Below are 12,671 nucleotides of genomic sequence, written 5' to 3' on the forward strand. Positions count from 1 at the left end.
AGTAAAGTAGTAGCTGAAATGACCAAACAATTTACAGTTTAGAAATAATTTTATTACTAAAGTGATTTGCGACGGATTAAAGTAAAAGGATTAATTACTTTACCTTTTCTTTTGTGCAGCATCATGTAAGCAGCCGTTTCGCCCATTTTAGCGTGATCTGTAGAAATAACCGTAATTCCATTTGCCAGGATTTCTTTTAAAGGCGTTTCGTTGTAAGAAATAATGCCGAGGTCTTTGCCTAAAACCCAGTTCTCGGAACGGCTGTGCTTAATTAAATCTACTAAATCCGATTCTTCCAATACAATAAAGGCAGTTTTAGGCGTAATGCATTCACTTTCAATGCCATCTACTACAGTATACGGAAACGACGTTTCCTGGCAAAAGCGTTGGAATCCTTTTACAATTTCGGGCGGGTAATTTAAATCCTTCGGAAATACTAACACTAGCTTTTGGTACTTGTACAATAAATCAATGCCGGAGTGCAGGGCACTATATATATCGCGTTCAAAATCCTGGTAAACGGCGGCACATTCGCCGGTGTACTGGACTAAATTTTTATCGAGTAAAACTAATTTATGCGGTGGAATTTTTTGGAGCGTTTGAATAATGGTTTCGGTATGTTCAAAAAAGTGCGGCATTATTACGTAATAATGGTACTTACCCAAATTCTCATTAATCAGGTTTTCGCAGATTTTTCCGTCGTAATGATGAATGTGAAGGTCTACAATGGCGTCTTCGCCGAAAGATTTTAAAAGTGAATAATATACGGTTTTCTTGTACGCGCTCAGTTTATTAAACAACAATAAAACCCGAATTTTATCGGTGGAGAAGTTCTGGCAAATGTAATTTCCTTTGCCCCGTACCGAAGTAATGATACCTTTTTCCCGTAATTCTTTGTAGGCTTTTTCAACGGTATCGCGCGACAAGTAATACATTTCGCTGGTTTCGTTGATAGAAGGAATTCGTTGACCGTGTTTTAAAATTCCAGCTTCAATATCGGAGATAACAGCGTTTACCACCTGAATATATTTCGGAACCGTAGAATGTTCTACGATGCGATCAAGAAGTTCCATAAAGTAGAATTGCTAGAAATTGTTTAAATTAACCATTAAGTATCCTCTAATTTAAGTTTTTATTTAGATGATTCATACTGGAAATCCGTATTTCTACTACTTTTTAGAATAATTTCAACAATCTATTCCTTTCATTTGAATAATTTTCAAGTAAAAAGACGAAACAATAAATATTTAAATCCCGTAAAAGCATGCTCTTTTCTTAATTGGAAAGTCTTACTTATAAATTTGTTTAAAGCTTAAGATGAGGAATTCGGATAAGTAGATGGTAGCGTTTTAAGCAACTCTGTAATTCGGGCTAAATGATGATCGTCGTGGTCGGCTACAAATAAAAATAAATCCAGGGTTCGCATGGGAGTTTTGAGCCTCGGGTGCAATGCTGCTTTAAAAATTGTTCCTTCGTCCAGGTTTTCCAGCAGTTTTAATGTTTGTTCTCTTATTTTCCGGAAGTCATTTAGTAAATCTACCAAGGGTTTAGCATCGTGGTTGGCCAGAGTGGTTTTGGTATTTTGCAAATCGGTTGGTCTTAGTTCGGTTGCGCCTTGCTTTATATCTTCTAAGCGGCCTTGCCAGAGTGGTTCCAAATCCGTTAAATGCCCTACGTTTTCTTTTATTGTCCAGGTATTATTTACTTTTTTAGATAATATATTCTCCGGAATAGCTTTTAATTTTTCTTCCAGCCGGATTGGGGTGCCGGCGAGCCGTTCCATAATGGCCGGGAAAATATTCTGGTTTATGTTATACTGAAAGTCTCTTTCAAACCATTTTACTTGTTCCATACTAATATATTTTCTGCCTTAATTATAATCGAAAACGCCAATATTAATTATTACAAACCAATTGCGTGAGATAGTATTTTAATGGATGAATTAAGTTTTGTGTTTTTAAACTACACTTAATTGTTACTTTCCGGCTTATTCAGATATTCATCGGTGAAGTGTTCTTTATGTTGGGGTTTAGAAAATTTTTCGGCATTGTATTGTTTGGAATTTCCTTTTGGAATAGAAAGCGAATGCCATTGGTCGGCGGCCATTTTACCTATAAAAACTATTTGCCCCACATGATAAGGATAATGCGCCAACTGCCGGTTGATAGCTTCCTTTACGGTATGCCCCTGGTTGCGAATGTAAATTGTTTTTTGCAGGTCGGCTTCGGAGAGCGCATATAAACTAGTTAAAAATACTTTCCAACCTTCCTGCCACTTTTGTAGCATTTCTTCTTTGGTGGTAATATCGTTTTTAAATTCTGCATCGCGGTTACGCCACTCTTTTTCGCCGTCGGTCGTCAAAAAATTCGTCCAACGGCTCAACATGTTACCCCATAAATGTTTTACAATAGTGGCTATACTATTACTTTCGGCATTGTATTGCCAGAAAAGTTTTTCCTCGGCCAGTTGATCAAAGGTTTTCTCGCCCAGCATTTTGTAGTACTCAAACTGCTTGATTACACTTTCTAAATAATCGGATTTCATTGCTTTATCTTTTATAGTAAAACACCAAAGCTGCTTTTTCTAATAACTGCTGCTCTAACATAAAGCCGACCCTAGCCGGGTTAGCGTTACCATCCAAATTAAGTTTTCCGTTTTAAGTGCAAAGCCAGTAATACTATATTTATACTGCCCGCTTCCTTCGGGTGCGCACGGGCCGCCATACCCTTGTACTCTAAAATCAGTTAGGCTTTGAATGGATTTAGAGGGAGCTAGTTTAAGAGTAATAGTACCCGCACCGGTTTTAAGCTCCTTAATAGTAGCCGGAATATCAAAAATTAACCAATGTCACCAGCCACTACCGGTAGGAGCACTTTCATCAAAAATAGTAACCGCAAAGCTTTTTGTACCTGCCGGACCATTTACCCAGGATAGATGGGGCGATAAATTTTCGCTGGTGCAGCCCAGGCCATTTAATACTTGTTTAGGAGAAGCTTGTCCGCCCAAGTCATTGCTTTTAAGCGTAAAATTTTGGGCAAATACCAGGTTTATAGAAAAAAAGTAAATAATAAGTAAGAAGATTCTTTTCATAGCTTATTGTTTTTAGCAAAGATGCTAGGAAAAGGAATTCAAGTTATTACGCTATTGGCTCAACTACTTTATCTTTTAGCTCAATTCTATTCTGAAATTTTTTCGGAGAAACGCCCACATACTTTTTAAATTCATTGCTGAAAGACGATAAACTTTCGTAGCCTAATTCAAGGTAGATTTTAGAGGGCGCCTTTTTATGTTGCAGTAATTGCCGGGCCTTCTGCATCCGGTTTTCGGTTAAATACTTTTTAGGACTCGTTTGAAAAGCAACCGCAAAGTGTCTTTTAAAAGTGGCCGCACTCATGTTACACAAAAAAGCCAGTTCTTCAATAGTTAATTTACTATTACCATGAAGCGCCATTACTTTTCTGATAATGCTTTCCGGGGAAGAACTGGAAGTTGAACTCAAAAATGAAAAAAATTCCCGGGGATTATGATTATGCAAATACAAAAGAAGTTCTTCAAGCTTTAATCCCTTCATTTCTTCTAAACCATTATTTTGCAGCAAAAGAAGAGAGTTCTGAAAGTTGTTTAAAAAGTTATCTTTAGGGATGACGGGGTAAGCTTCTTCTTGGGAATGTATATTTTTAAGAGTTTTTTGGTACTTCAGGCAAAAGTCCGTTACAAACTTCTCGCTGAAAAAAAGTAAAATGCTTTCAAACTTCTGATTAGCAATTAAACTCTCCGTCATCAGCACGCTTCCCGCTTCCAGCAGAAGAATTTCCTGGTTGTTAATTTTTACTTTTTTGTTTTGAGAAAGCACTTCTTTTGTGCCCTGCAACATAAAACAAATTAAGAATTGATTGTAGACAACTTTGTTTTTTACCGAAGATTTATTGGCGGAGTAGAAATGGATATGCGTTTCAGATTTTTTACTGCCGGTTAAATAATCAGGAACTACGTATATTTCATTATTCATGGCAAGCTAATGTAATTCATTCTCTTCAATTAAACTAAGTTTGAGTGAAGGTTTCGCCTACTTGAGTCGGGTCGTATTCGGGAGTAGCACCGGGGCGGGTTGCTACAAATGCCCCAATTAAACAAGCTTTTTGCAAACAAACAGAAGTTGGCTGCTGCTGCAAATAATTACTTAAATAAGTAGCCAGAAAAGCATCGCCGCTGCCAATGGTATCTTCAACTTCTACAAGATAACCGGCTTGTTCAAAATAACCTTCTGCGGTAAGGGCAGCGGCACCATTTTCTCCACGGGTAACAATTAACTGTTTTAAGTTAAAGAATTTTTTTAAAAACTCCATGTTTGTTTTTTCCTCTGAATGAGCGCCCAGCCAACCAACAATTTCCCGCAATTCCAAGTGGTTCATTTTGGCTATATCGGCAAATTGGAGTAATTGCTGCACTCTTTGCTGGGTGTAATGCGGCGGACGCAGGTTCACATCAAAAACCTTTAGTTTAGCCAGCGGTAAATACTTCAGCAAAGTTTCCTGGGTGGTAACACTGCGAGCCGCCAGACTGCCGTAAATAAATACATCACTATGTTTTACTAATTCTGCTACTTCATCGTCGTACTGAATGTAATCCCAGGCAACCGGCTCCACAATTTTGTATGACACCTCATTTTTGTTGGTGATGTTAGCTTTTACTACCCCGGTTAAATGCGTTTGACCCGTTTGAATATACGTAACATCCATCTTTTTAGCTTTGAGGTAAGCCACTAATTCTTTTCCCAGGTCATCGTTACCTACCCGGCTAATCATAACAGGATCATAACCATTGTATTTTAAGTGAATGGCCACGTTCATGGGTGCTCCGCCGGGCATTTTGCCGGTAGGCAGCATATCCCATAAAGTTTCCCCAAAGCAGATAATTTTTTCCATCCGGCTGGGTTTTAAGTAATACGTTTTAGGTTGTACGTTTAAATTTTATTTTACTATAAGTTCCGGAAAATAAATTATGCTGAGGACTAAGATATCAGGTAATTGTAACTTTAAGAGAAATAGAGTTTAGAATATTATTTTCTCTTCTTATAAATTTATTGATCCTTTTAATAAGCGAATCAAGTTACTGCCATTCAGCTTCTTTCTAATAACCGAAAATTGGAAAACGTAAACAATCCTAATTCTTTTAAGCTTAGATCTGAGCTTTTCCGTAGGGCTTTATGCTGCTGTTTACTCTATACTCTACCTAAATTAAATGGCAAAAGGAGGCAAATTGCTTTCTCATATGTAAAACCTACTACCTACAACTTACCACCTACAACTTAATGAAGAACCATAGTATGTTCGATTTGCTCCAGCGAGGTGCCTTTGGTTTCGGGCATCAGGCGCCACACAAACAGCAATTGCAGCACCATCATGCCGGTAAAAATCAGGAAAGTATTTCCACCCCCTATAGTTTCGGTGATATATGGGAATGAAAAAGCTATAATAGCCGCCATAAACCAATGGGTAAAGCTGCCTAATGCCTGCCCTGATGCCCGCACCTGATTAGGGAAAATTTCGGAAATAAATACCCAGATTACGGCCCCCTGCGAAAAAGCAAAAAAAGCAATATACACAAATAAGTATATGGGTACGGCAATGCCGCTAAATTCCTGAAAATAAAAGGCTTTAGCCACTAACCCTAAAGTAGCAATTAAACCAAAGGAGCCGATGAGCATAAGCGTGCGACGGCCAAAACGATCAATAAAATTTACGGCCAGCAAAGTAAACAAGAAGTTAACTAGCCCAATACCTGCCGAAGAAAGTAAAGCGGAACTTTTACCTAAACCTACCATTTCAAATATGCGGGGCGCATAATAAATAATAGCGTTGATCCCCGACATTTGATTAAAAAAAGCAAACAGCACCGCCAGCATTATGGGCGTTGAATATTTACTTGAAAATAAAGAAGTTTTTACCTCCTTACCTTGTACATCCTGCGCCGAAGTCTGGATATCGGCTATCATCTGGCGAACATCAGCCTCCGGATTAGCAATTCTCAATGTTTTCTCCGCTTCCGAAATGCGGCCCCGTTTTATAATTAACCAACGCGGACTTTCCGGAACAAACAAAACGGTAACCATAAAAATAAACGAAGGCACCGCTTGTACTCCCAGCATCCAGCGCCAGTCTTGTGCTCCTGCTCCGGCAAATAAATAATTAGATAAATAAGAAACCAGAATCCCAAATACCACATTAAACTGAAACATAGCTACCAGCTTTCCGCGCGATTTAGCGGGCGCAATTTCGGAAATATACAAGGGTGCCGTTACCGAAGAAACTCCTACCCCAATACCGCCTAAAAACCGGAAGATTAAGAAAACTGTCCAGGTAGGTGCCAGCGCCGTTCCCAGCGAGGATATTAAATACAAAACGGCAATCCCAATTAAAGTAGATTTTCGACCAAACCGGTCGGAAGGAAAACCACCAAATAAAGCTCCTAATACGGTTCCGATTAAAGCAATAGCTACCGTAAACCCGTGTTCAAAAGTAGATAAATGCCATAGTCGTTGAATAGATTTTTCGGCTCCCGAAATAACTGCTGTATCAAAACCAAAAAGAAAGCCGCCTAAGGCTACAACTATCGACCAAAAAAATACTTTTGTGTTTGCCATATTTACTTTTTAAAACGAGTGGGCATACCATCTTCTAATGAGGATATTACTTAAATTAAGTTTAATGAAAGAAATTATTATTTAAACTATCCATTTCTTAAAAGGAACAATATACTCTGCGGAGGACAGTATAAGACAAGAAAAATAAATCTTTTTAGATTATTTAAACCAATCCTTTCACAAAGCTTACCTTTAAAATATAGTAAACCCGAACCTAAAGAACTACGAACTAAATAGATAGTAAGCAAGAATAATCCATTTAAATACGGTACGTAATTAGGACTTGTTAATACTTGAAAAGAATAGTGTTAATTATTACAAAAGAATAGAAAACCCTCCCGTATTCACTTATATAAAGGCTGAATGATACAAAATCAAAATAATTTACTTAAAATTAATCAGGTACAAATTAATACAAACTCAATCTTTTGCTTATTTGCAAATGGGTATTGTGGCAGTTAATAAGTACGGCTGCCAGGTTTTAAATTTCTTTATCTATGAAGCAATTCGTCTTATTTTTCGTGTTATTTTTTCTTTTACAAACAACAAAGGCGCAGACTCCATATACCTCGGCCCAGGTGCACGCGCATAACGATTACGTGCAGCCCATTCCTTTTTACAATGCCTATACACGTCAGGTAGGTTCTATTGAGGCCGATGTATTTTTAAATAAGGAGGAGCTTTACGTGGCCCACGAAGCCCAGGAAATTTCATCGGATCGGACCTTGGATGCTTTGTATTTAAAGCCTTTACAAGTTCAAATCAGAAAGAATAAGGGCACCGCCTATCCCGATAAAAAAGCAATCTTGCAAATTTTCATTGATCTAAAAACCGATGGTACCACTACCCTGCCGGCCTTAGTGCGCAAACTAAACCATTACCCGGAAATAATTAACAACGCTACCATCCAAATAGTAATTAGCGGGGAGCGTCCGAATCCTGCTACTTGGGGTAATTTCCCCGATTATATAAATTTCGATGGAATACCAGATGTAAAATATACTGCCGAACAGTTAAAACGCATAAAACTATTTAGTGCTAGTTTTAAAAATTATAGTCTTTGGAACGGCAAAGGTCGCCTACTAGCAACTGATGAAGCTAAAATACGCGAAGCCATAAATAGTGCTCACCAGCAAAATAAAAAATGGCGCTTTTGGGCCACCCCCGATAACGTAAATACCTGGAAAAAATTAATGCAGCTGGGGGTAAATTACATTGGCACCGATGATGTAACCGGGCTTACTACTTTTTTGAAAAATTTTCCTACTAACTATTACCAATCAAAGGTTAAATAATAAGTTTATTCGCCTAAATACCAAAATAACGACGAGCAGAAAAAGGTTAAAAACGTAATTTTACTAATTGGCGATGGCATGGGATTAGCGCAAATGTACGCGGGGTATACGGCGTTGGTCGGGCAATTAAATATTTTTAATTTCCGGAACATTGGCCTTTCCAAAACAGCTTCGGCGGATAGCTACATTACCGATTCAGCAGCGGGCGCTACAGCTATGGCCACAGGGCAGAAAACCAAAAACCGCTACGTTGGTGTCGATTCCACCGGGAGGCGGCTAACTCCCATTCCGGATTTGATAAATGCGTTAAAAATGAAAACGGCTATTATTTCGGCTGGTGATATTACCGATGCAACCCCGGCCAGTTTTTACGCGCACCAATCCGAAAGAAGTTTAAGTGAAGCCATTGCTGCTGATTTTCTGAACAGTCCGGTGGATATTTTAATTGGCAGCAATAGTTCCGCATTTATTGAACGCCAGGATTCGCATAATTTATTTACGCTTTTGCAGCAAAAAGGCTATCAAACTTCCACTAGATTAGCTACCTTTTCTAAACCGTTGGCTGGTAAAATGGTGGTGCTGGATACTACGGCAATGCTATCAGAAGCTAAAGGAAGAGCCGAATTTTTAAAGAAAGCTTTACAATTATCCCTTCAGAATTTAGGTAAGAACAAAGCCGGATTCTTTATTATGGCCGAAGGAGCTCAGATTGATCACGGTGGCCACGAAAATAATTTACCGTATGTAGTACAAGAAATGCTGGATTTTGATCAGGTGGTAGGAGAAGCTATGCGGTTTGCGGACGAAAATGGTGAAACTTTAGTAATTGTTACCGCCGATCACGAAACCGGAGGTTTATCGCTGTTGGAAGGTAGTGTAAATCAAGGGTACGTAGCCAGTAATTTCAGCACCAAAGGTCATTCGGCTATTCCGGTTCCCGTGTTTGCCTATGGGCCGCACTCTTTAGATTTTAGAGGAGTTTATGAAAATACAGCTCTGTTTGATAAAATAATGCAGATTATCAAAAAGTACCATTAAGTACGAGGGTTAAAAATCAACAGAAACCAATAGAAGGCTCAAAATCAACAGCTTCCCGAACTATTTTATTTGAAAAAGAATACAGTAAGCAAAATAGCTTCTTTAGTAGTTTTATTTTAAGAGTAATTTTCATTTTTATCTTTTAAATTTCCTATTCATTTAGCGAGAGATTGTTTATATTGAGTAAAAAATCGATTTGTATGGATAAGGGAGCTGAAATAGAGAGAATAAAATTTCAAATTAATTTTTTGCGCTACAGCCGGGGGAATATTTTAGTTCTCCGTAGCTTAATAGAAGACGCACTTGAGTTACTAGATCCTTTAGAAGAAGACTTACAAGGGAATAGCCATTTTACCACGCTTTCGCGCATCGCTGATAAATTTTTATCGGAAGCGGCTATTAAACATGAAGCCTTATTGCAGGATAATTTTGAATATGCCCAGCAACAATCGCTGCACGACATTGATAATTTGCTTTCTTATTTGAAAGAACGGGACCTTACTCTCTAATTTAGGACCTTAAACCCTTGTTTGATTTACTTAAAATTACTTTTTCTAAAAAAAACACCACTGTTCTCTTCCTCTAAGCCCCATCCATACAAAGCTTTCTAATTTATCTTTACTTAACAAATTCAAATTCCTCCATTTACTAAAATAAAGTAGTACTATTTACAATTTGGTTTAAGTTGGTACCGAATAGTTAAGTAGATAAGATTGGCTATTGACAAAAATCTGATGCTTTTAGAGATAATATATTTATCAATTTTATTAAGGTTGATAAATAGAGTAGAGACCTTTTAGCCTTTATATAAATAGTAAAAATTTCCGCCAAAGGTGGTGTCTTCACCACCTAATGTGAGCTTGCAAGAGACTAATTGTTTCTGAAATAATTCATTAATGGATAAACTTCTTAAATATGCATCAGCTTTCTAGTTTGTATAAATTTATAGTATGTAACTGCACAAAATTACTTTACTATTCTTGGTAGCTTATACTAAACAAGTTTTTGTAAAAAGCTCCTAATTTTTACAGTAAATTATGGTAAAAATTCACTATTAAAACTGTAGCTTTAGCATATGAAGCGGTATATTCAATACGAACCATTTAACATTTATTTATTTACAGCCAGTGAATGGCAGCACCCGGTTCACAAACACAGCTATTTTGAAATAATATTTATCCGCAGCGGTCAGGGAAAGCATTTTATTAACGGTAATACTTTTACTTATTCGGCTGGCGATGTATTTTTATTAGGTCCGGAAGATTACCATTATTTTGAGATTGAAGAAAAAACCACCTTTTGCTACCTCCGCTTCACGGAAGCTTTTGTAAAAGATGCAACATTACCGCAATCCACAGTTTGGATGCGCACTATAAAATCCCTCCTCAACGCTCCGTACCAATCCTGCGGGTCAATAGTGAGCAACGCGAAAGAAAAGGGATTACTCGAACATTTACTTACTGTATTACTCCACGAGTACGAGCAACGTACCGAAAGTTCGTACGAGTTAATTATGAACGGCATTATGAAAGCTATCTTAGGAATACTGGCGCGCAACGTGGTTCATGAAAAAGGAGTCGAAGTAAAAGATCCGAAAAGTAGCCAGCTTATTGAAGAGATATTATCTTATATCAGCCAGCATATTCAAAAGCCGGAACAATTGCGCATGGATCAATTAGTCGAACAATTTAACTATTCGCCTACTTATTTAAGTGTATTTTTTAAAAGGCAAACCGGTGAATCGTTGCAGCAATATATTTTAAAGTATAAACTGCAAATGATACGCAACCGCCTGCAATTCAGCGACCGCAGTATTGCCCAAATTACCTATGAATATGGATTTACCGATGGCAGCCATTTAAATAAGCTGTTTAAAAAATACTATGGCCTTACCCCCGGAGAGTTTCGAAATAAACTTTTTGAAAAGGTGTAGATGGAGTAAATAGTTGTTAATAATTAGTCCTCGTTATATAACCAATAGCACACTTCTATTTATGGCATTCTAAAATATACTATTAACTTAATTTGTTGAAGTACTTTCTATTTCGATATTAAGTATAAATGATACACTCTTTCCGGATGGCGACGGTCGTATTGGTATTGGGCTAATTTCTCCAGGCTTAAATTAGCTTCTGGTAACATAGCTGTTGAAAGTGAATCGCGCGAAAAGAGAGCTATGGGTAAACTAGCAGGGAGTTCTAATTTTTGGTTTACCACTGTTATGGTATCTACCTTTTTCCCTAATTCCCAAATATGTTCCGGCGATATATTGTGAAGCGCATAAAAAGGTAATGCATCTAAATTTCTCTGCTCTCTTACTTTATCTAAACCTACGTAGTTTTTAACCGGATAAAACATATTCTGGTAATTGGGCAAAAGGGTAAACAAGCTTAAAATATGTACTCCTACGGTTCCCCCCAGAAACAAGCCAAAATTCTTCTTTTTTAAAGCCAGTAAAAAGCAAATTCCTAATCCTATAAAAAATATGCTACTTACAGCAAAGGCACTTAAAGAAACAATATTCTTTGAAAAAGCAAACCAGTACAATAAAACCGGCACTCCCAAGGAAATAATAGTAAATAACAGACTATTAAAAGTATAAATAAACCGATCGGATTTGGCCGTAGTTTTTTGTTGAAATGCTTCCAGCAGAAAACGAATATAATGCGCCGTTATTAAAGCCAGCGGTATTAGTAATGGCAATAAATATCTTTCTTTTTTTTCGGGAATTAGGGATAGCAAAAACAAACAAATAAATACCCAACTACTCAAAAAACGATAATTTCCGAAAGGGGCAATGCGCCGTCGGGCGTACGGAATAATAAGAGCGGCTACGGCAAATACAGCCCAAACACCGGCCTGCCATGGAAAGCTAAGATAAAACCAAAAAGGTTTTACGTGCCGGTTTACCCAAGCGGTACTCTCATTGGATATATTGGTGGCGAGCTTAGCGGGTTCATGTAAATAAATGTACAAGGGCCAGGCTAAACTAAGTACCAGGCAAATGAATAAAGCCAGCAAAATACCAAACCAATGCTTTTTAAAGCCAGCCCTGCCGTAACCATACCAATAACTAAGCAGAAAAGGAAGTAATAAAGCAAAAAATGAAACGGGGCCTTTACTCAAAAAAGAACAACCCAGCAAAATCCCGGCACCCACAAAATAACCGTAAGCCTTTCCGTTGGTTTGCAATCCTTTTACCAATAACCAAATTGCTCCAATCATAAAGGAATGACAATAAATATCCCAGGTACCTTGCCGCCCAATGTTAAAGAACGAAAAAGAAGTAGCTAATACCAGGGCTGCCAAAAAAGGCGTAAGGCGGTCGGAAGTAAGTTGCCGGCAAAGTAGAAAAAGAAAATAAACGGCTAAACTAGCAATTAAGGCAGCCGGAAACCGCAAGGTTACTAAATCATACAAATCTCCGGAAATTAATACCGAAATAGCCGTTAACCACGTAGGTAATGGAGGTTTTGCTAAACGCGCTTCTCCGTTTAAAGTAGGAATAAGCCAATTTCCGTTTTGGGTCATTTCGCGCACCGTTGTAAAATTGCGGGCCTCCATTAACGACGGCTCTATGGCTTGTAAATTCTGAAAAAAGGTAGCGTATAAAATAACAAAGAGAAGGAGTACCTGAACGGAAGTTCTCTGGATTAAAGTTGTGGCTTGATGTAGCGTTTGCGGCATTTAAGAAC

At 37.9% G+C, this 12,671-nt stretch carries 11 protein-coding genes and 1 pseudogene; 4 read left to right on the forward strand and 8 right to left on the reverse strand.

Going from position 1 to position 12,671, the window contains the following annotated elements; translation table 11 throughout:
- Nucleotides 1-56: 56 nt before the first annotated feature.
- The 7 genes and pseudogenes from HUW48_RS11295 to HUW48_RS11325 form a co-directional block, all read right to left on the reverse strand.
- Nucleotides 57-1,073 (reverse strand): GntR family transcriptional regulator, encoded by a 1,017-nt coding sequence (locus HUW48_RS11295; RefSeq protein WP_182415768.1) that lies wholly within the window; start codon nt 1,071-1,073, stop codon nt 57-59.
- A gap of 239 nt (nt 1,074-1,312) precedes the next feature.
- On the reverse strand, nt 1,313-1,852 hold the full coding sequence (locus HUW48_RS11300; protein ID WP_182415769.1) for a DinB family protein: 540 nt from the start codon (nt 1,850-1,852) through the stop codon (nt 1,313-1,315).
- A 116-nt stretch (nt 1,853-1,968) separates the two neighbouring features.
- Nucleotides 1,969-2,544 (reverse strand): DUF1572 family protein, encoded by a 576-nt coding sequence (locus tag HUW48_RS11305; RefSeq protein ID WP_182415770.1) that lies wholly within the window; start codon nt 2,542-2,544, stop codon nt 1,969-1,971.
- A gap of 54 nt (nt 2,545-2,598) precedes the next feature.
- A pseudogene (locus HUW48_RS11310) lies at nt 2,599-3,090 on the reverse strand (YbhB/YbcL family Raf kinase inhibitor-like protein).
- Nucleotides 3,091-3,136: 46 nt separating this feature from the next.
- Nucleotides 3,137-4,009 carry a helix-turn-helix domain-containing protein gene (locus HUW48_RS11315; protein WP_182415771.1) on the reverse strand — a complete coding sequence of 291 codons (873 nt, stop codon included), beginning with the start codon at nt 4,007-4,009 and terminating at the stop codon, nt 3,137-3,139.
- Between the two features lie 34 nt (nt 4,010-4,043).
- Complete coding sequence (locus HUW48_RS11320) at nt 4,044-4,925, reverse strand: carbohydrate kinase family protein (RefSeq protein WP_182415772.1); 882 nt, start codon at nt 4,923-4,925, stop codon at nt 4,044-4,046.
- Nucleotides 4,926-5,308: 383 nt separating this feature from the next.
- Nucleotides 5,309-6,643, reverse strand: a complete 1,335-nt coding sequence (locus tag HUW48_RS11325; protein ID WP_182415773.1) for a sugar porter family MFS transporter — start codon at nt 6,641-6,643, stop codon at nt 5,309-5,311.
- 497 nt (nt 6,644-7,140) lie between these two features.
- On the opposite strand from HUW48_RS11325, the gene HUW48_RS26775 reads away from it, so the two are divergent.
- The 4 genes from HUW48_RS26775 to HUW48_RS11340 all read left to right on the forward strand — a co-directional run bounded on the left by HUW48_RS26775 (nt 7,141) and on the right by HUW48_RS11340 (nt 10,909).
- A complete protein-coding gene (locus HUW48_RS26775; protein WP_220464015.1) occupies nt 7,141-7,938 on the forward strand; it encodes a phosphatidylinositol-specific phospholipase C/glycerophosphodiester phosphodiesterase family protein in 798 nt (265 codons plus the stop codon).
- Between the two features lie 57 nt (nt 7,939-7,995).
- Nucleotides 7,996-8,976, forward strand: coding sequence for an alkaline phosphatase (locus HUW48_RS26780; protein WP_262891529.1), 981 nt, complete (start codon nt 7,996-7,998; stop codon nt 8,974-8,976).
- A gap of 200 nt (nt 8,977-9,176) precedes the next feature.
- A complete protein-coding gene (locus HUW48_RS11335) occupies nt 9,177-9,485 on the forward strand; it encodes a hypothetical protein (RefSeq protein WP_182415774.1) in 309 nt (102 codons plus the stop codon).
- A gap of 566 nt (nt 9,486-10,051) precedes the next feature.
- Complete coding sequence (locus HUW48_RS11340; RefSeq protein ID WP_182415775.1) at nt 10,052-10,909, forward strand: AraC family transcriptional regulator; 858 nt, start codon at nt 10,052-10,054, stop codon at nt 10,907-10,909.
- A 107-nt stretch (nt 10,910-11,016) separates the two neighbouring features.
- Here the strand turns inward: HUW48_RS11340 and HUW48_RS11345 are convergent, their stop codons facing one another.
- Nucleotides 11,017-12,663 carry an ArnT family glycosyltransferase gene (locus HUW48_RS11345; protein ID WP_182415776.1) on the reverse strand — a complete coding sequence of 549 codons (1,647 nt, stop codon included), beginning with the start codon at nt 12,661-12,663 and terminating at the stop codon, nt 11,017-11,019.
- Between the last annotated feature and the right edge of the window lie 8 nt (nt 12,664-12,671).

Origin of the sequence: Adhaeribacter radiodurans (assembly GCF_014075995.1) — a bacterium.
Lineage (GTDB): Bacteria > Bacteroidota > Bacteroidia > Cytophagales > Hymenobacteraceae > Adhaeribacter > Adhaeribacter radiodurans.

What these genes read in the sequence shown, in the direction of transcription:
- HUW48_RS11295 (WP_182415768.1), bottom strand. Translation starts at nt 1,073, where the DNA reads ATGGAACTTCTTGATCGCATCGTAGAACATTCTACGGTTCCGAAATAT.
- HUW48_RS11300 (WP_182415769.1), bottom strand. Translation starts at nt 1,852, where the DNA reads ATGGAACAAGTAAAATGGTTTGAAAGAGACTTTCAGTATAACATAAAC.
- HUW48_RS11305 (WP_182415770.1), bottom strand. Translation starts at nt 2,544, where the DNA reads ATGAAATCCGATTATTTAGAAAGTGTAATCAAGCAGTTTGAGTACTAC.
- HUW48_RS11315 (WP_182415771.1), bottom strand. Translation starts at nt 4,009, where the DNA reads ATGAATAATGAAATATACGTAGTTCCTGATTATTTAACCGGCAGTAAA.
- HUW48_RS11320 (WP_182415772.1), bottom strand. Translation starts at nt 4,925, where the DNA reads ATGGAAAAAATTATCTGCTTTGGGGAAACTTTATGGGATATGCTGCCT.
- HUW48_RS11325 (WP_182415773.1), bottom strand. Translation starts at nt 6,643, where the DNA reads ATGGCAAACACAAAAGTATTTTTTTGGTCGATAGTTGTAGCCTTAGGC.
- HUW48_RS26775 (WP_220464015.1), top strand. Translation starts at nt 7,141, where the DNA reads ATGAAGCAATTCGTCTTATTTTTCGTGTTATTTTTTCTTTTACAAACA.
- HUW48_RS11335 (WP_182415774.1), top strand. Translation starts at nt 9,177, where the DNA reads ATGGATAAGGGAGCTGAAATAGAGAGAATAAAATTTCAAATTAATTTT.
- HUW48_RS11340 (WP_182415775.1), top strand. Translation starts at nt 10,052, where the DNA reads ATGAAGCGGTATATTCAATACGAACCATTTAACATTTATTTATTTACA.
- HUW48_RS11345 (WP_182415776.1), bottom strand. Translation starts at nt 12,663, where the DNA reads ATGCCGCAAACGCTACATCAAGCCACAACTTTAATCCAGAGAACTTCC.